This window comes from Bradyrhizobium sp. NBAIM18, assembly GCF_020193825.1.
In the GTDB taxonomy this organism is placed as follows: Bacteria; Pseudomonadota; Alphaproteobacteria; order Rhizobiales; family Xanthobacteraceae; genus Bradyrhizobium; species Bradyrhizobium yuanmingense.
Window position 1 is genome coordinate 595,524 of the sequence record NZ_JADYVO010000003.1, and the last position, 18,167, is coordinate 613,690.

The 18,167-nt window shown below is 57.5% G+C and carries 16 protein-coding genes and 4 pseudogenes; 9 read left to right on the forward strand and 11 right to left on the reverse strand.

Annotated features, from left to right (window positions below):
• Nucleotides 1-787: 787 nt before the first annotated feature.
• The 3 genes from I6F17_RS10115 to I6F17_RS10120 form a co-directional block, all read right to left on the reverse strand.
• A complete protein-coding gene (locus I6F17_RS10115) occupies nucleotides 788-2,578 on the reverse strand; it encodes an ABC transporter ATP-binding protein (protein ID WP_225125782.1) in 1,791 nt (596 codons plus the stop codon).
• A 463-nt stretch (nucleotides 2,579-3,041) separates the two neighbouring features.
• Complete coding sequence (locus I6F17_RS37725; protein ID WP_276573249.1) at nucleotides 3,042-3,173, reverse strand: hypothetical protein; 132 nt, start codon at nucleotides 3,171-3,173, stop codon at nucleotides 3,042-3,044.
• Entirely contained in the window at nucleotides 3,170-4,312 is a 1,143-nt protein-coding gene (locus I6F17_RS10120) for a TlpA disulfide reductase family protein (protein ID WP_225125771.1), read from the reverse strand. The genes I6F17_RS37725 and I6F17_RS10120 overlap by 4 nt, the downstream gene beginning before the upstream one ends.
• Before the next feature lie 1,078 nt (nucleotides 4,313-5,390).
• On the opposite strand from I6F17_RS10120, the gene I6F17_RS10125 reads away from it, so the two are divergent.
• From I6F17_RS10125 to I6F17_RS10135, 3 genes are all read left to right on the forward strand, one after another.
• On the forward strand, nucleotides 5,391-5,573 hold the full coding sequence (locus I6F17_RS10125) for a hypothetical protein (RefSeq protein WP_225125769.1): 183 nt from the start codon (nucleotides 5,391-5,393) through the stop codon (nucleotides 5,571-5,573).
• Between the two features lie 425 nt (nucleotides 5,574-5,998).
• Nucleotides 5,999-6,280 (forward strand): helix-turn-helix transcriptional regulator, encoded by a 282-nt coding sequence (locus tag I6F17_RS10130; protein WP_225125767.1) that lies wholly within the window; start codon nucleotides 5,999-6,001, stop codon nucleotides 6,278-6,280.
• Between the two features lie 162 nt (nucleotides 6,281-6,442).
• Nucleotides 6,443-7,351 (forward strand): LysR family transcriptional regulator, encoded by a 909-nt coding sequence (locus I6F17_RS10135; protein ID WP_225125765.1) that lies wholly within the window; start codon nucleotides 6,443-6,445, stop codon nucleotides 7,349-7,351.
• A gap of 249 nt (nucleotides 7,352-7,600) precedes the next feature.
• Here I6F17_RS10135 and I6F17_RS10140 read toward each other — a convergent pair whose 3' ends face one another.
• The 3 genes from I6F17_RS10140 to I6F17_RS10150 all read right to left on the reverse strand — a co-directional run bounded on the left by I6F17_RS10140 (nucleotide 7,601) and on the right by I6F17_RS10150 (nucleotide 8,819).
• Nucleotides 7,601-8,140, reverse strand: a complete 540-nt coding sequence (locus I6F17_RS10140; protein ID WP_225125763.1) for a DUF2285 domain-containing protein — start codon at nucleotides 8,138-8,140, stop codon at nucleotides 7,601-7,603.
• Nucleotides 8,141-8,186: 46 nt separating this feature from the next.
• Entirely contained in the window at nucleotides 8,187-8,381 is a 195-nt protein-coding gene (locus I6F17_RS10145) for a DUF6499 domain-containing protein (protein WP_225125761.1), read from the reverse strand.
• Between the two features lie 165 nt (nucleotides 8,382-8,546).
• Nucleotides 8,547-8,819, reverse strand: a complete 273-nt coding sequence (locus I6F17_RS10150; protein WP_225125759.1) for a DUF2285 domain-containing protein — start codon at nucleotides 8,817-8,819, stop codon at nucleotides 8,547-8,549.
• 613 nt (nucleotides 8,820-9,432) lie between these two features.
• Between I6F17_RS10150 and I6F17_RS10155 the strand changes: the two are divergent.
• Together I6F17_RS10155 and I6F17_RS10160 are read left to right on the forward strand one after the other, a co-directional pair.
• A pseudogene (locus tag I6F17_RS10155) lies at nucleotides 9,433-9,743 on the forward strand (helix-turn-helix transcriptional regulator).
• 192 nt (nucleotides 9,744-9,935) lie between these two features.
• A pseudogene (locus I6F17_RS10160) lies at nucleotides 9,936-10,105 on the forward strand (IS630 family transposase); the annotation flags it as partial.
• A 532-nt stretch (nucleotides 10,106-10,637) separates the two neighbouring features.
• Here I6F17_RS10160 and I6F17_RS10165 read toward each other — a convergent pair.
• Nucleotides 10,638-11,537: a TauD/TfdA family dioxygenase gene (locus I6F17_RS10165; RefSeq protein ID WP_225125756.1), complete on the reverse strand. Its 900-nt coding sequence runs from the start codon at nucleotides 11,535-11,537 to the stop codon at nucleotides 10,638-10,640.
• Nucleotides 11,538-12,723: 1,186 nt separating this feature from the next.
• Here I6F17_RS10165 and I6F17_RS10170 point away from each other — a divergent pair.
• The 3 genes and pseudogenes from I6F17_RS10170 to I6F17_RS10180 all read left to right on the forward strand — a co-directional run bounded on the left by I6F17_RS10170 (nucleotide 12,724) and on the right by I6F17_RS10180 (nucleotide 15,033).
• Nucleotides 12,724-13,300 (forward strand): annotated as a pseudogene (locus tag I6F17_RS10170) (aminodeoxychorismate/anthranilate synthase component II).
• A 315-nt stretch (nucleotides 13,301-13,615) separates the two neighbouring features.
• Complete coding sequence (locus I6F17_RS10175; RefSeq protein ID WP_225125754.1) at nucleotides 13,616-14,518, forward strand: hypothetical protein; 903 nt, start codon at nucleotides 13,616-13,618, stop codon at nucleotides 14,516-14,518.
• 332 nt (nucleotides 14,519-14,850) lie between these two features.
• Nucleotides 14,851-15,033 carry a hypothetical protein gene (locus tag I6F17_RS10180; RefSeq protein WP_143035364.1) on the forward strand — a complete coding sequence of 61 codons (183 nt, stop codon included), beginning with the start codon at nucleotides 14,851-14,853 and terminating at the stop codon, nucleotides 15,031-15,033.
• A gap of 32 nt (nucleotides 15,034-15,065) precedes the next feature.
• Here I6F17_RS10180 and I6F17_RS10185 read toward each other — a convergent pair.
• From I6F17_RS10185 to I6F17_RS10195, 3 genes and pseudogenes are all read right to left on the reverse strand, one after another.
• Nucleotides 15,066-15,263: pseudogene (locus I6F17_RS10185) on the reverse strand (nucleotidyl transferase AbiEii/AbiGii toxin family protein); the annotation flags it as partial.
• Nucleotides 15,256-15,846, reverse strand: a complete 591-nt coding sequence (locus I6F17_RS10190; RefSeq protein WP_225125752.1) for a DUF6088 family protein — start codon at nucleotides 15,844-15,846, stop codon at nucleotides 15,256-15,258. The gene I6F17_RS10190 and the pseudogene I6F17_RS10185, both read right to left, overlap by 8 nt.
• Before the next feature lie 228 nt (nucleotides 15,847-16,074).
• Nucleotides 16,075-16,509: a hypothetical protein gene (locus I6F17_RS10195; protein ID WP_225125750.1), complete on the reverse strand. Its 435-nt coding sequence runs from the start codon at nucleotides 16,507-16,509 to the stop codon at nucleotides 16,075-16,077.
• A gap of 23 nt (nucleotides 16,510-16,532) precedes the next feature.
• Between I6F17_RS10195 and I6F17_RS10200 the strand changes: the two genes are divergently transcribed.
• A complete protein-coding gene (locus I6F17_RS10200; RefSeq protein WP_225125749.1) occupies nucleotides 16,533-17,108 on the forward strand; it encodes a hypothetical protein in 576 nt (191 codons plus the stop codon).
• Between the two features lie 46 nt (nucleotides 17,109-17,154).
• On the opposite strand, the gene I6F17_RS10205 is transcribed toward I6F17_RS10200, so the two are convergent.
• On the reverse strand, nucleotides 17,155-17,796 hold the full coding sequence (locus tag I6F17_RS10205) for a CBASS cGAMP-activated phospholipase (RefSeq protein ID WP_276573248.1): 642 nt from the start codon (nucleotides 17,794-17,796) through the stop codon (nucleotides 17,155-17,157).
• Between the last annotated feature and the right edge of the window lie 371 nt (nucleotides 17,797-18,167).

The window sequence follows — 18,167 nt, forward strand, 5'->3', positions numbered from 1 at the left end:
TCGCGAGCGCCCGCAGCTCTCCTCAGCCGTAGTCTGGGCCGAGTTGGATTGGACACCGGCTGCAGTGTCAGCAGTTTGGTCTGAGCATGGTCGCCTGATGCATGTCTCCGGGCGCAGCGCAAAGCCTCGGAATTCATCACAGGCGCCGAGGGCCGCCGAGCCCCGGCGGGACGTTAGGCAGGACATCGAACAAGCGGAGGGTAGCCTTGGCCTCGCAAGCAAGATTGGCAAATGCCGCGTCCAACCGAACCTGCTCGCCGCCGTAACCGATCCTGATCTGGTCGCCATCGCAATTGAGACAGGAATCGCCGCTGATGTGGGTCGTTTCGCGTGGCGGCTTGATTCCAGCGATGCATCTCGTGTGCTTGGGAGGAGTTCCGCAGCTGTGGAGCTTGCAGACCACGGTCGGCGTGTCGAAAATTGATGATGCCTGATTAACGGTGATCGCGTCGACGCCCGTTAGGCGCTGCTGGGCTGCACGATTTGCAGGCTTTGCTCTCGAAGGGAGGGACGCGTTGAGCCATTCTGCCAATAGTGACAAGTTTGAAAGCCTGCAAGTCGTCAAAGGACACTTGATGGTTTCTACTCGCCCTCAAACGAGCTAACCACTTTGCCTATCGTTATTTTGAAATGAAATGATCTAAGAATGCGATGCTAGTTGCTATCTCTTCTTACCTATCTTTGCAGTCGCACCATGAAGCGCAACGTTCAATTTTCAGCCAGTCTTGCGTTCGACCCCGTCGCATCGGCACTGGCAAGCATGCTGGCCTATGGTCGCCGTTTGGCATCAGTAATGCGCGCGCATCACCTGAGCGCGGCTTGTCAAGTGGCGGAACCGCAGGACGAGGAGCGCCGCATAGATCGGATGCGTGCCCTGCTCGACGATCTCGCCGCGATCGAACACCAGGATGCGGTCGAGGCCGCGCACCGTCGATAGGCGGTGCGCGATTACGATCGAGGTGCGGTCCTTCATCAGCCGTTCCATCGCCTCTTGGATCAGCGCTTCCGATTCCGAATCCAGGCTCGACGTCGCCTCGTCGAGGATCAACACTGGCGCATCGGCTAGGAACGCGCGCGCCAGCGCAACGCGCTGCCGCTCGCCGCCGGACAGATTTACGCCGCGCTCACCCACCAGTGTGCCGTAGCCCTTCGGCGATCGTATGATGAAGTCATGCGCATTGGCGAGCCTCGCCGCCTGTTTGATCGCCGCCATGCTGGCGCCGGGTCGGCCATAGGCGATGTTTTCAGCCAGCGAGCGGTGAAACAGGATCGGCTCCTGCTCCACGATCGCGATCTGGCTGCGCAGCGACTGCTGCGTGGCTTTCGCAACGTCCTGGCCGTCGATCAGGATCCGGCCGCCGGAGACGTCGTAGAGCCGCTGAAGCAGCTTGACGAACGTGGTCTTGCCGGAGCCGGAGCGCCCGACCAGACCGACCCGCTCGCCGGCGCGGATGTTGATCGACAATCCGTCGTAGAGCGGCACGCGATCGCCATCATAGAGGAAGGTGACGTCCTCGAACGTAATCCTCCCACCGTGAATATCGATCGGCTTGGCGTCGGGGGCATCGACAATGCCGATCGGCTCGCCATAGATAGTAACGAGTTCCTCCATCTCGTTCACCGAGCGCTGCAGATTGTTGATGTGCATCCCGACGTCACGCAGATAGGCGTGGATGATGTAATAGCTTGTCAAGACATAGGTGACGTCGCCCGGAGAGGCGCGCCCCGCTATCCACAGCAGGATGGCGCCGCCGATCACCGAACCACGAAAACACAAGAGCATCACGAGCTGCACCGCGCTCGTGCCGTTGGACCGCAGCCAGGTGCGCTGCACCCGCGCCCGCCAGCGTCTGACGACACCGTCAAGCCGCGCATCCTCACGCGCCTCAGCACCGAAAGATTTCACCACAGTATTGCAAGTGAGCGCGTCCGCTAGCGTGCCGCTGACTTTGCTGTCCCAGGCGTTGGAGACGCGCGCCGCCGGCGCGATGTAGCCGATCGTCAATGCCGTCGTGATGGCAACATAGATCACGGCGCCGAGGCCGATCACGGCGCCGAGCTCGGGCCAATGCAGGCCGAGCAGGATCGTCGAGCCCACGAGCACCGCGAGCGACGGCAACAATGCCATCAGAATCGTATGATTAAGCAGGTCGAGCGCCCACATGCCGCGTGTGATCTTGCGCACGGTCGAGCCGGCGAACGAGTTAGCGTGCCAGTCGGTTGAGAAGCGCTGCACGCGCATGAAGGCCCCACGGGCTACATCTGACATGGTCTTCAGCGTGAACGGCACGATCGCCTGCAAGCCCGCAAACCGCAATATAATTGAGAGCAGACCAAGCGCGAGGGTACCAGCGAACGCAATCAGTGCCGCACGTCGCGCCGCTTGGTCGGAGGGGACCGAGGTCAATGCGTCCACCAGACGGCCGGAATAGACCGGCATGAACAGGTCGGCGACCGTCGCCCCTAAGAAGCCGACGAGGATAATCGTGGCACGGACTGGCTGCTTCAGCCAGTGCTCTAACGCAAACGGGAGGACCAAGCCGATTGCGGCGCGTCGTTTGTCATCTTGACTGGTCATGGGCGCTAGGGGTTTGTGGCACACGCGGTGTAAAAACCGCTCGATCCAGACCCGATCTGCCCAATGCTTGGCGCGCCGTCCGAGGGATGCGATAAATGCCCGGAGTCTGGGGGCTGCGGCCGAACTCTTCTACCCATTTCACCCACTCTTCGCGTAAGCGCTTAGCTGAAGCGCCTCACGCTTTGCGAGCTCCTCGGGCTGAGAGCATCGATCTGAGACATCGGCCAGCCTTGCGCGACCCGAGCTTGTGTGAGCCAGGTAGGCGGGATCGGCGTCACTCATCTTTGCCCGTCTGCAGAAGCGCGGGGATGTCCAGCTAGCTCCGGCCTCGGCCATGGCTGGCAAAGTGCATTTTGATGAAGGAAGTTTTCAGCATATGACCGCGAGAGACTTTGCGTGATCGGATCGCGGCGCGACTTCGACTTCACCTGGAAGATCACCTCCGCGTCAATCCGGATGGAGGTCATGGCAATCCGAACTTCCAACGTGCCACAAACGATCCACCGCCGTGCTCGCGGATCGTTAATTGCAGATGGCCCACCGGATAAATGGACGAATTAACCAGTGAGCAGCTCAGATCGTTACCCTTTTTCATCTCCTCTCCTCCGGCGCTTGCGCTTTGGTACTTTGCCGAACTCCGGGTTGCGGAGTCGCACAAACAGACCCATAGCAGGCCTTCTCATCCTTGTAGTTGGCGAGCGTTTGGACCAATACCGAAATAACGTGCTGTTTCAGGTCGTCCGGGGCAGGTGCTGGGCCGTCCAGCGACTTCAGCGTCACCTCGATCAACTCGATCGCGCGATCCTTGTCACCCCTCTCGTAATAGTACTGAGCGACCGCCGGATAGGACATGAACTTAGGGACCTCGTCCCGTTGCGGAGGATTTACGGCCAGAATGTGTTCGGATAACTCATCGCCCATCGCAAAGCGCTCGGCCTGCGGCAAATGAGAGTTGTCATTCGCCGGATCAAAGAGTTGGCGCAGCGCCGCGGCCATCCACATCGCGGATTTTTTGTTGATCGCGTCACGAACCAATTGCCGCATCACCGGCAGGCCGGCCTGCAAGTCGCGCATTTTATTAAGCAACAGATCCGCCTGGAGCACGCGGAAGTTCACGTCATCCGGCAGGACAGCGACGGCTTCTTCGACCACCGAAAGCGCCTTCTCCCAATCCTGCGCCTTCATCGCCGGCGTCAGTTTGGCGAAGATCGGCATTGTGCGTTCGCCCTTGGCGATCCGCTCTGCATCGGCGGCTTTCGCTTCATCGCTGATGCGCCAGCTGCCGGTCAGAATCTTCGGCAAAACGTCATCGAGTTGCGTCGGGGAACCGACAAAGGCGATGTGGCCGTCACGGTCGACGACGAACGAGGTGGGAATCCCAACAGAAAAGCTGGAATCCATCCAAAGCTTGTCCATTTCGCGTGTGTAGTCGAGCCCGACCCGATAGTTGAGATTCGGCAACTTTTCGGTCAACCATGCGTCCAACTTGCTTCGCGCCTCTTCCGCTGTTTGAGCGCGCTCACCAGCTGCTATTCCGACGACCTCAACTCCGCTATTTCTGTATTTCTCTTGCAGCTGTACCAGATCGGACAGTGCCGCCACACACGGTGCGCACCAAGTTGCCCAAAATTCGACGATGTACACGTTCCCGGGCTGGAAGCTCGTGAGGGGCTGACCACGCAGCCAGTTCTCCACCTTGATCGGGGGAGCTGGGGATTCTAAGCCCAGCGCCATGTTACGCTCCAAAGTTATTGTCAGAGACTGCGCGACGTTTTGTGCTAGCTGATCTCCGATCGCGACCGCGACCGAGAGGTGCGGTGCCTTGGTGTAGACGGGCTGCCGAGCGAGAGCCGTAGCGAATGTCGGTGTCGCAGCGCTAAGCGCGACGACACACAAAGTTACAAGGAACAAGCTCGTCCTCTCACAAGCAGGCCACATCGGTTCAAGGAAGGAAAGCATCGCTCGACTCGCATCTGGGTGTTCTCAGCACTTTCAGAACTGCTGCACCTAGTAGCAACGTCCGTGCCAGCATCGTCTGCGCGCATTAAGGCCTAATCTCAACGGCAGTTCACGGCGACCAGTGTTTGAACCCGACGGGCTTTGTGCCACTGTCGGAGTTTGAACACGAATTGCGCACTTCGCGCCGCCAGAAAACTGATTTGATGTTGTGAGCCGCCGAACGGAAACTTGGTAATGCCTCCCCTAGCAGACAGGATTAGAGGCGAGCGACGATTGGACTCGAACGAGTCACCGGGACACGTGTTCTGGTCGATGACGACGGAGCCATTCGCGGGGAACGGATCAGGGAGGCTTTGAAAGTGTCAGTGCTCGCCATCGCCCCAAGCGGTTCCTGCACCAAGAGCAGGTACTTCGACTAGTTTGCTGTCCAGCCGAGTACACCAGGAGTCCCTGACGCCCCCATCCACTTCGAAAGCCGTTTCCCTCGTATCGAAACAGATGCCGCCGATCGCGCGATGGAGCTAAGGCTTATACAGGCGTTCACCTCCAGGTTTCTGACCAGGAGGCCGGCTGGACCCACCCGCTGGCGGCGCGCATCACTTCCTTGCCGGCATGAAACCCTTTGGCAAGCTGCGGACCCTCAAGACCCATCGTGTTACAGCTGGATGACAGGTATCGAAATAAGCAGATGGAAAACCCTGCAGTATGCGATGTGGCCGACATCGACATAGGCTATGCAATGCGATCAATGTCATCCATGCGATTGGCGCGTATGAAAGGGCCGGCGCCAGCGCCGTTGTCATCGAGGACAAGACATTTCCCAAGGTTACGAGCCTTGCTGCGGGACGTCCAGATGATGATTTATGGCAATTACGGGATCCGGGCCTCAAGCACAGCCTTGAAGGACAGCTTCCGCCGTATCATCGCTGATGGCGGCGTCCAGAACGTCCACAAGCATATTGTAGCGGTAGAGGAAATCTTCAGACTGCAGAGAATGGAGGAGATTAAGGCAGCTGAAACGCGCTTTCTGCGCTGATGCAGGGCCCAAGGCCAACTCTAACCTCGCCTGAACTGCTGTCGCTGCAATCTCGATGGTTTGTGCCGGCTCATTCATCGTGGCTGCAACTCCATTTCGTTGAATGGAGGACCATCGGCTCACTCTCAGTCAGCATCTTTTGCGTTTGGCTCGAGGCTATTAGCGCAAATGGGGCAGCGGAATCGAACGCTGCCGAGCCAGCGGAACGACCGAGCTCCGGTCGGCGCCGGCAGAACCTCGCCGCCACAATTGATAGACGATCGACATACCCAAGCGCTGGTGCGGCCTGCCCCAGTAGCGCCGGGAAACAACGATTCGGTGACACGCATCGGAACAGTTCGATTTTCGAAACCTCCAGTTTTGTGATGTTTTTATGTAGGTTATAGCCAGTGGTTTGATGACCATCGAAATGGCTGCCTTCGCGCATGAGAGCTCGTGCGCTTGTGGCATACAATGTGCGCCGGATCCGCGTTGAGCGCGGTATTCCGCAAGAGCAATTGGCCTACGATGCAGGTGTTGATCGCTCCTATATGAGCGGACTTGAGCGCCAACAGGCGAACCCGACAGTCGATCTTCTCGATCGGCTTGCCGGGACGCTCGGCGTTGCTGTCTCCGAGCTGTTTGTTCGGCCATCCAAGGGGGCGCCGCCACCCGCTACCTTACGTAAAGGTCGCAAGCCGAAGCCGGCACGCCGCAAAAGGACCTAGCCCCCCTGACAGCACCGAGCCATTGACGCCGATCTTGTGCGGTGACCAAGTATCAATGCGCTCCCAGGCGGATTTTGTGCGCAGCCGCCCCCTGATTCGCGGCAATCCCGCGATGGACATCGAATAATATGATGGATGTTCAATCTGGCGCCGGAGCGGACAATGGCGGCTCAAGACGACGAAGTTCCTTTAAATGCCATCCGCGCTTTTGTGACCGTCGCACGCGAAGGCAGCGTCACGCGCGCCGCCAGCAGCTTGGGAACGACGCAGAGCTCGGTCAGCCGCTATTTATCCGTCCTGCGGGACTATCTTGGTGCGGACCTCATCGCGCGGCGCGGCCGGCGCAGTGATTTGACTGAGTTCGGAAGACTATTTGCTAACGCAGTCTCTGAACCGCTCGAGACAGTGGGCTTCACCGCCAAGAGAATGCGGCGGCGGGCGGCAGCGGGCACCAATCGGATCGTCGTCCGCACATCACTATCGACTTTTGCTTCCTCGCTTCTGATTCCAAATCTGCAAGCGTTCTCTGCTGAAGCTGGCGGCGTTATCGTGGACGTCATCAGCTCGCTCTCGCCGCCGACATCTTCGGATGACTTCGACATATTGATTACACGTGACCTTTCCGTCATCGAACCCGCCGACAGTTGGGAGATCTACAATGAGGAGCTGGTATGCGTCGGGCCGCCAAACCTGGTCGCGGGCAGAGAGCTCTCGATCGTTCGCTCAACTCCGATACTGAACATCACATCACGACCCGACATCCTGCCGACATGGCTGAGGGCCATGAACCTGTCCTCAAACGACATACGAGCGGGCGCGCGGTACGATCACAATTATCTTGCTCTGCCGGCAGTCATGACAGGGAAATGCCTTCTTGTCGCACCGGAAATCATCGTCAGTGATCTAGTGCGAGGGGGCGCCTTGCAAATCATCCCCGGCTCACGCGCTCCAAGTGGCATGCAATATCGCGCCTATGCGGTGGATCGCAGCGAGCATCCCGAAATCGCTCGTTCTTTTTGCCGATGGGTGGCTCGTCTTTGCAAGAAGGCAGCACTTGCGCAAGCTGCCTGACGCCTAGCAGGCCCCCTCATACGGTACAGCGGGAGATCGATGCATTGCCCGCTATTCAAGTTGAGAGCACTCAACTTGAGAAAACCATCGGAGCAGAGTCGTCAAACCCTTACGAAGATTGCGCCTCTCTGTCGCAGCAATCCGGACGCCAAAGAGTGAGAGACCGGAACGCAAAGATCTCATCCTATCCGCGATCGTGCCATGCCAAAAGAATTGCAGCACGGAATGGAGGTATGATCGCCCAAGAGCTCATGAACTGTCATTCCTGCGTCTGCCCTTGTCGAGCAATGCGCGGCAGCGAAGGCGCATGAGGCGCCGCCCCAGCTTAACAAGTCGAATGGTTCGGCTGCGCAAATCGTCTGTTTTCCAGCCCCGCTCGCCAATACGATGGCTTCCAAACAGACCGTGCGCGATTTGGCGATAGCTATTTCCTTCCTGCCATCCATCCAGTGCGCGCAGCGCGAGGATAAGCCGACGCCGCTTCAAAGCTGGCAAAGCAAGAGGAGGCGTTCCGAGCGGCCGATGCTCAAGCGCGAGCCAAAATTGACGTGCGGCCTGCAAGCGGAGCTCGAGATCCGCGTCGAGCGGCAGGTCGAGCGCGACAGCAGACCCGCTTGCCGGAAGTCTCCTCAGCCAAAGGCGATGCTTCGCGCCTCCGAGTGGCACGATGGCATGCCAGCCATCCGGCGCGCGACGAAGGTCGCTACCCGGCAGATTGCCGAAATCGAGCTGGTAGCTTTTAGGCGCCACGGAGTTGGCCGCCCGCACAGGCAGTACGGTCGACAGCACTTCGGGTGCCCAGAAGACTGCCTGCTTGTCAAATTTCTTTTGCGGATCAGCCGGAAAACGAGAGCCCCCACTTCCGTCGCAACTGGTCCGTGGTTGCGCTGGATCGTTGCCGGCGAGATAACCGCCTATAATCCTCTTGGTAGTCGGGATCCCGGCGCAGCCACTCCCAGGCCACGTCGGCAGCTTCTGCCTTCTTGAGGTCGCTGTATGCTTCCTCAGATCTCCAGTCAGTACCTGGCATCGCACCATTTCCCCGCAAGATTTCACACGCTACGAAATGCAGCCGATGATTGTGGCCCTTTCCGGTTGCGTGCGTACCGCCTGCGAGCCTTGCACGCACTTAATCGATGGAGTAATCATCTTTTGCGATTGCTGGGAATTCCGCGGATCCTGACATCCGCCGTGTTCATTGCTTTGGCCAACCGCCACGCAGCAGATCACGATAGCCGCGGCCGGCTAGCCACTTGGCCCGCGTCAGATGACTTTCGAACGTGCGTCGCGCACGATCGGGTTCAACGGTCGGCTCAAGCCCAAGCACAATGCGCGCGATTTCGCGCCAATCTGCCTCGTCAGCGTCGGCATCGAGAAGTCGCATGTAGGTGATGGCGTGCTCCTTGTCATATGACGTGAGCTCGTGCGCGGTGGGCGCCAATTCTGCGATCTTCGGGTCGGCCGGCACTGCCTGACTCCTATCAAACTGAAAAATCTATCGAATTCCGCGCAACGATAACCAAATTGGGGGCGTTGTGGTACCGCCGGAATCGTCGCAGCGCCAAACTCATTTTCGCACCAAAACCGCGATCGCATATCGGCTCACAATGACCTGGTGGCTCCATCCTGCGCATTTCCTCTTTCATCGCAGTACATACCGGAACTGATCGGAGATTTGCCATGTAGCTAGGCTGTTCTTGCTCTTTCATGCCGGGGTGCCCGTGGTGACCGGCCCGCGCGCACTGGCCGTGGCCAGACCAGCCCTTGGAAAAAATTCGTTTCCCTTTTCGAGCTCCAGTTGAACGGTTGTCCGATCTGGTCGCGGTGCCCGGAAAACGCCGCAGTACCTCTGAGCGGCCATTACTGCTCTCCGGCCAGTGGCGGGCTATCGCACCGCGAGAACGCTTGTGATGATCGACGACATTCGAAGACGACAAACGTTACGGCGTCTGCATCTCACCGTGACCTGCTTCCTTGAAGCAAATTGGAACTAGGACAACCAACTGCATAGGTGTGAGCTTATCGTAATACTCTGGCTATAACCAGTGGTTTCATAATCGTCGGAATGGCTGCCTTTGCGCATGAACGCTCGTGCGCTTGTGGCCTGGAATGTGCGCCGGATCCGCGTAGAGCGCGGCATTCCGCAAGAGCAATTGGCCTATGATGCCGGGAGATTGACCGCTCGTATATGGGGCGCATTGAGCAGAAGAAGGAGAACCCGACCATTGATCTCCTGGATCGTATCGCCGCGACCTGGAGTATTCACTTGTCCGAATTGTTTGCGGAGCCGGCCAAGGGTGCGGTGCCACCTAAGCCGATGTCCAGAGGACGCAAGCCGGCACGCCGTGTCGGAACAGGACGTAATTATGTAGAGAGCCATGTTTGCAGCTAACCACGGGAGCGAAACGAGCCGGAGCGGCTCACGTGCTCCGTTCGAATCTGTGGCGGCCGAATCCGATCTCCTGCTCCAGCCGATGTTGCGCCAGCACGGTTCGGCTTAAAGAAGGCCCAGAGCGGCCCATTAAAAAGCCGAGTGATCCTCACAGGCCAGAAGAACGAAGAGGCCGCCTGCCTCATCGCAGGCGCCGGCGCGCACCTACTATTCCTGCCGCCCTACAGCCCCGATCTCAAGCCGATCGAGATGGAATTCGCCAAAGCCAAAGAACTGTTGCGGCGAGCCCCCCGAACCGTCGGCATCTCATGGGACGCACACTGAACATGTTCACTCCTGAACAATGTGCCAGCTACGTCTGACATTGAGGATAGAAACCGCTTTGATCGCGACCGGCTCCAGCGAACCGCCCAGCATGCCTAACGTATGCGACAGGCGCGTCCACGCCTTTCTGTCCGAACAAACACGCGACCCGCCTGCTCATAAGCGAGCGTGAGCGCGATCCCCAATTGCGAAGGACACGCTTGAAAGGCCTTCATCGATGATCAGGACCCTGATGTGCCTGGGCCCACATTCATGAGTTGTTTCCGCAGCGCGCGAGGCCGCTTTTAAGTTGGATAGAGCCTCGACCATGGCCCGAGCTCGATCCGCTCCAGCTTTTCAATGTCCAGCCCCGATAGCCAAGAGCCGGCTCGCATTCTACCCGGCTCTCACACGAGAATGGCACCGCCTGCTCGCGCTTCTCAGCAATTCTTATGGACAAGAAAAGAAGCAGGTTGCCCGCGCCGGTTAGCCGATTCTGGCGGGATAAGCTCGAACCGCCAGCTCCCCTCGACATTGCAGAGCCACAACTTAGTCTTGGACCGCCAGCGTCTTACGAAAACCCGGCCACTGCTAGGCAGCCTCGGCGGCCCGTGATTTCAGCCTACTCATGTGCGGTACGCCGGCGTCAATCGCAAGCTGGTCCATGGCCAAATGAGGACTGCCAATTTTGTTGACGGGGTACGGCTCAGCCGCGCGATTGTCCCAGATTGCGACGTCACCTGATTTCCAATTCCAGCACAGGGTGTTCTGCGGCGCGGTGAGATAGGATTGCAGCAGTTCGAACAGTCTTTGGCTCGGATAGCGCTGCAGGCCGACAAAGTTCTGCACGGAACGGCCGAGCAAGAGCATGCGTTCGCCGGTCTCGGGATGAACACGAACGATCGGATGTGTCGTTTCGTAGATCGTTCCGGTGGATACGTCGTCCAATGCTCTCTTGTCGGCTTCGGTGGCCCCCTCCATCGCAATGTGATCGAATGCGGCGCAGCGCACAGCCCAGAGGTTATCGGCGAGCATCCGCAGGGGATCGGGAAGATCAAGATAAGCGGCCGCCGTGTTCGACCAAGCGATGTCCGCGCCAAAACGCGGGACCGCTGCCTCCCGCAGCACTGAAATTGTTGGGCGGCGGGTACTGAAGACGTCATCATCGTTCATCTGGTCGACATGACTGCTGGCGCGATCAGGGAGCGTCTTCCGGATTGTTAGGTCTCCCCCTGTGTCCAGCATTCTGGGATTCGGTATCAGCGAGCCGAGCCGGAGCACCAAACGCTGTTGCTGGGCATGATCGAGATGTCCCTGATCACGGAAGAGGATGACCTTACGCTCTAGCAGCAGCCGGTTAATGGCTATGATGACCTCGTCAGACAAATCGTCCGACAGCATAATGTTCTTGATTTCGGCACCAAGCCGGTCCGCATGTTCGACGATGTCTGCTCGCGGGATAACGTTATCGATTATCATTGTGCCACTCATGACGGTGTCTCTCTCTGTGAATGTCTAAACAAAGCTCCGCGATTGGTGGTGACGCGTGGCAACGAACGCGACAAGGCCGTCTTGATGACACGCATCCGAATTGTCTGAGGGGTGACCCACACCGCGCAATTCGCCGGCTGATTTTGATACAGACCACCATCATCTTAGGATCTGACTCCCTCTGCGGTGCGGACACAGCCAGTGCGGTTCGAATCAACTCGCGTATAACGCGAGCAGATCGATTTGCAGCCTGATCAACAGTACAAATTATAGAGGCCGTCTATGTCCAGTCCATGAAACGAAACCAGCTTTCTTTTCGATCTCGAGTAACGTTCGCCTCGTCTGCGAACTCGTTCTTGTAAAATCCTCGAACAACGATCGCATCGTCACCTCATGCGACTGACATGGCCTCATCCGCACGACAAGAATCGAACTCGTTAGAAGCCTGCGCTCGCGAAGCGGATATGACGCCTCGCTTCGGTAAGTTTACTCTATCTTAAGCTGTACATTTTCTCTACAGCTACCTACACGATCCGCAATCACTTCCTCGCGACTTGGAGTTGTCCAATGCGGGGTGTCTTTCGTCGGCTTGTTTATTGTGTTGTTCTTCTTGCCGAGCAGGAAAGCCGCGCAAAATTCGGACGCTGCAACTCCCATTGCAGCTAAACCACGGACTCAATCCCTCGATTTGCGAAATCTGCGCTCGTCACCGAATGCAGGTCTTCGGGGCTGTGACCTACGTTCTCGGCTCTGTCCGGAGGCGTAGATTTTCCTTGCGGAGCGCGGCTTGTTTAGCTTCCTGGCAGTTGACCGCACAAAATAGAGACAGAGCGCGGCCCCGCAGGAATACCGTGCGACCCCGAGACAATGCAGCGACTTCGCGCTCTCTCTAGTACCTTAAGGCGCGTGAGCATGATCACACACGCACCAAAAATGCAGGATTTCAGAGAAGACAATGAAAGAATGCACCAGGAGGGTAACAACGCATCCACGCGGCCGAGCCATCGTGCAAGATGCGCATCGCCGCAACAAAGCCCCTTTCAAACCTAAGGCTCGTCACAAGCCGCAGTAAACTCCGTTAAGCTTCCTTGCATGTGCAGCCAAAGCTGCTTGTAAGCAGCTCGCGCCGCGCGAAATTGTGCTTAGAGTTCTTCGATGCCTTTGGTGCCGATCTATCTGGTGTATTTTGATTTTGATTATCGACAATTACGACTCATTCGTGTTCAATATTGCGCGCTATTTCCTCGGTGAACAGACGCAGGTCGTCCGGAATGACGCGATCAGCGTCACCGATCTCATCGCGCTTCAGGCGCGTGCAATCGTGATCTCTCCCGGCCCGTGCACGCCAGCGGAGGCCGCCATATCCACTGGCATTGTCCGCGAACTCTCGGGTCGCGTTCCAATTCTTAGCATCTGTCTTGGGCACCAGTGTATTGGAAACGTTTTCGGCGGTCGCGTGGCGCGCGCGGTGCCCCATGCACGGCCGAGCCTCACACATAACGCATGACGGCCGAGGGTTGTTCAAGCAAGTCCCCTCTCCACTTTCTGTTGGACGCTATCATTCTCTGGCGGCCGAACTCGAGCAGTCAGACGCGCAGCATCTCATGGTGACAGCCCGTTCAATTGAGGGTGAGATTATGGCTTGGTCACATCGGCATCCCCCAACCTACGGCGTGCAATTCCACCCCGAGTCAGTACTTACTCACCAAGGGCACGTGGTGCTTATGAACTTCTTGCGATTGGCGGTCAGTTTCCAAGCGTGAGATCGGAGACTTCGTCGAATGGCGAGCTGCGTATTCGGAATCGCCCCGCAGAGGTTGGACAAGATGTAACCAGAAAGCGGAAATAGCTCAGTTGGTACGATACGTACGCAACTTTCTCTTTTGGTGCAGCCTCAATTGAATTACTTGGAGCCGAGTCGGCCTCTTCGCATCACCTCCACTCGGTAAGTCGGGGTCATCTTCTGGCGTCCTAGCGAAAACGTTTATTCGAGATCGCCAAGAGATTGGCGGTGTCTAGACGGTACTGCGGGTACCGCTGCCCTACTCCTAGGTTGTAAATTTCAAGGGAGAATAATCATGCAATTGCGCTATGGTGTAATCTTAGCACTTTTCCTGCCATCAGTTCCCTCCTTTGCAGCTTGTACTGTCGATGACGGTGCCCTTACCGAACGCATCAACCAAATTCAGGCATCATACGATAAAAAATTTGAAGAGCGTCGCGCCGGCGTTGAGCGCGAGTCTGAGGACATTAAAAAGGACGCTCCGGATCCGAATGCTGTAGAAGGCGCGATAGGGTTTGAATTGGAGACGAAGTGGAAGGTGCAGGAAGTGAAGCTTCACATTCCGGAGTTTCGCAACGAAGACAAGAAAATCGCGTTGAACCTGCCCCGAGTTGAGATGCGCCAGCAGACGTGGATCTATCACACACCATCAGTACGGATGGAAGCACGATGCATCAACAAACCCCCGGAAACAGTTTGCTCCATGAGAACTAAGTGCATCGGTGGAGGTTGGAGCAAGGTCTGCACGGACATACCAGAATGTTATACGCGAGCGGGTGGACAGATGTGCACCGACATTCCTATCCCTTTTATGCAAGAACAGAAAACGATATTGGGCGTACCCGAGGTGCGCGGCTCGGATCGCCAGGAGGTAGTCCTTTCTATACCAGTTGTAGAAATGAAGCTGCAAACTTGGAAAGTTAACGTTCCTGAGTTCACGCTCAAGAACGTGAAAATTGAGATAAAGAAAACACAGGATCGAGCAAACGCGCTCCAACAGCGCGAGCAAAATGCAGCCCAAGTGCTGACGGAAGGCATGCAAGGCGAGATCAAGAAAGCGAGCGTGGATCACACGGAGACACTCTTTCAGTGCCAAGAGCGGGATCTTCGCGATACAATGACCACAGCCTTGAACGAAAATCCTTATGGGTGCTCCGCCGGCCAGGTAATAGTGGCACAATCGGGCGGCGATCCGTGAGACGCTGCCCGGTCCTTTGCTTCGGTGTTAAGGCTCGCCGCCGGACAGGCATCGCCTAACACAAGTGTTGAGCCTGAAGCTGTTCGGTTACGTCGATCTGGAGGCGCGGGTGCGGCGTGACCATCCGCGGCGAGCGATTCGCCAGTTCGATTGTCGCCGCCGCGCACGCATCATCTCCGAATCTCGTCGGAGCCAATGAACAGGTAAAAGGCCGACGATATCGCGGACCTAGTCGACGAAACGGGAGATCGCTCGACAGCTTGAATGTCTGGCAATTCCAAACGCTCCTTATATGTTCAGTTGACCTCAGGCCGGAGAGAGAGGATTTGACCGTGAATTTGGAACTTCTGACAGCTCTGAAGAAGGTCGCGAAACGTCGGGCGCGGCTAAAGCTGTCTCGCAACGATGCGCTGCAGGTATTGATCAAAGAGGGTATCAACAACTCTCGCGGCGGCTTGACGAAGGAATATGGTGGTCCGACCTTGAAGAAGGTTCGCACCCTCCGTCGTAAATGAGTCGTTCTGCGACATCGCTGGCGGTGGGTTGCGCCGTACGCCTTGGAAAGGGACGTTCCGCCCTTGAAAACGAGGTGCTCTCCCAGTGGAGAGGAAAAGAGTGCGTTCAAGCACCAAACAACCCAGACATCTTGCTCAAGGAGATGTGCCGGACGTCCTGAATTGGAAGCAGCAACGCCGAGCACCTCTCGGCGCTCGGCGTCAGACAGATTTAGGAACCTGTCAGACATGCAGTTCGCTTACCGGCCTGGCAAGCCAAGTCGGCAATGAAGACGCCGCGGACTTAAGTTCCCTCACTTCGGTTGGGGTCAGTTTCTGACTGAGCGACCGCAATGCTCGTTCTGCCGTCTTGGGACCAACCCAGGCAAGCGCACGCACCACCTCACCAGCACGACGGTTCGCCAGCGTAAGCTGCCAAAGCGGCGCATGCTTGAGCTGGACAACTTGCTTGCCAAGGTGGAGCTCGCGAGAAGGACCAGAGGTCAGATAAACCTGACGGACGGGTACCTGCGTTGTCAAACCAAGATGGTTGGCCGCCGCCGCGCCGCTGGAAACAATGGTCTCACCGCTGCGAGCCTTGGTTTCCTCAACGACTTTTTCGACCGACGGAGCTCTAACCCCGAAACGGCTTTCGACCGGACGTAGATACACCCCTCGCTTCGCACGCAGGAGCTTTCCTCGCTCGGCAAGACGCGAAAGGGCCTGATCGACAGCAGCACGCTTTCCAAGGTGCAAAAGCGCCTTGGCAGCAATCGGTGCGCCTTCGGGCAGTTCTTTGGTGACTTCCAAAATCCGGGTGCTAAGGGCGGTCATGGCTCTCACTCCAGTGTCAGAAACATAGGAGAACTTCTGACAACAAGAGCTAGATTTCAAAAAGGTTTCGATGTCATATCAAGGATTTACCCAATTGCGGCCGATTCGGACCTTTTTGGGGCCAAAAGGGCGGTTCCTGCCCCCCCGTCCAACGTGCTGGGCCGGATCGGTATTCAGACGGCCTGGCTATCGGCCGGAGCAACCGCAATCGCTTCCCTATGATAGGAACTACCGACCTTCAACGAGGGTTGCCCGCCTCCCACCCACGAAGATCTCCAGATCCCGGGAAAACAGGCAGACGAGATCGACACCGCGGCTCAGCGACAACGAAATTGCGCTGTTGTAAGCCGCGCCTGCCTCTGCCGCACCAGATGCTGTTGTCGCGACAATGCGGTAAGACCAGCCCGCGCACTTATAGGAGCTGGACTTCCTCGATCGGCCGAACGCAACCGCTCCATCGTGGGCGCTCTCGTTATCCGCCATCGCTTGCCGAACCCGGCTGCTAAAGTCCTCGCCAAAGACAAAGCCTCCACTCAGCATCGGAACGCGAAGCATCGAAACACAATCCGGCGGCTGTTCGCTTCCGGTGAAGAACACGACCAGCAAAGGGTAGCGAGGAAGGCCTTCAGAATGTACTTTCCGAAGCAGCGCTTCGATATCCATTTCCTCAGACATTTGCTTCGGACATGCCTTCAGGCTTTTCGATCTCGGTTATCATCATCGTTGCGGCCGGGGTCTGGGCAATTTCACTCCTGTACTTCGGAGTAGACCTATCCTGGGATTACGCCAAGCCATTTTCGGTCACGGTCGCGGTCGTCACCGGCCTCTTGACGGCCGTCGACCGGGTATTGTGGCGGCACTGGCCGTTCCGGCTTTTTCACAAGACACCCGAGCTCTCCGGCGAGTGGGGAGCTGAATTATTGTCCTCCTACGCCAAACAGGGTGGCCGAGACAATAAGACGATCACCGGCACCGCCACGATTACGCAAACCTACACATCGTTATCGGTTCGATTGGTGACAGGCGAAGAGCCCAACACAAATAGATCCTTTCAGCTTGCTGGACGGCTGATCCGTCACAATGATGGTGTCTTTGGCGTTTACCAGAGCGACCCCGACATTCTCGCTCGCGGCACGCAGACCGAAATCCACTATGGCGCATTCCGCTACCCCGTCATCGGTACGCCGCCGAAGAAGATGAGCGGTCATTACTGGACCGATCGCAATACCAAGGGATCGATCCAACTCAAGAAACGCCTATGAGAACTTGGTCTTCCAGGTACCGACTTTAGAGCGCTCGCCGCTTAATCTAAGCCGAGGTCACGCCGGGAAAGTCGGACGGATCGGGCTTGTGAGTCAGAAATTTTTGAAGTGCAGGATCAGCAGAAACCTTCTGGAAGCTGCCTTCCGCCAAGCCAAGCAACGTACCTTGAGCGTTCGCGTCAGCAACATCCAGGGCCAAATATGCCTGCTGCTCTTCCGATTGGGTGGCATCGATTCGTAGATAGCGTTCGCCCAGTTGGTGGCGCAGCATGTAATCGACGAGCTGCTGCTGTGAGGAAACGATTGTTCTCAATAGCCGGCCTCGCATCATCCATTTCGCGCTGCCGAGATCGCGACCGAGGGATCGCTTGAGGGAAAATCCGGTCGAAGTGGTGCCGATGCTGAGGATCGAGATCTGACACACATCTTGCTTCAGAAAGTGCGTTGCCTCGTGCAGGGCACATTGGTCAGGGGCATTGGCGACGAGACCGCCGTCGGCATGCGCAGCGCCAACCTCCGCCAGTGGGAAGTAGGTCGGCGCGGCGCTGGTCGCCATGACCACGTCGACCAATCGCCGCTTGGGATGCAGCGTGAAATCCGGGTGATGACCCGTCTTGAACATCTGGACACTCCCCTTCGTCATGTTGACCGCGGGGATGATCAAGCGGTGCTTGCAGGCAGCCAGCATCGTTTGGTCGCCAATAATTTAGGAAACAACGCTCCGCAAGGCTTGGCCATCGTATTTCGGACCAAGCACTGACCGCCCCTCCGTCGATCCAGCCGAACTTGGGCCGCGGCCGGCCCGAAAAGATGTCCCGCCCCCGTTCGATGAAGAGGTCTCGCATGCGGGCAGCCGGCACATCCAGCGAAACGCCCGCTGCAAGATCCCACCGACGGAAGTGCCAGCGATCAAATCAAAACAGCTTCCAATGGGTCTGCCAGCCCTTTCCTCCAGGCGGGCAAGGATCTCGGCAGCGTACAGCCCGAGGTACCCGCCCTCGCTGAGCGCAATTATCTAAAACGGCTTCTTTTTTGTGGATTTTGTTGCCAACTCGTTCT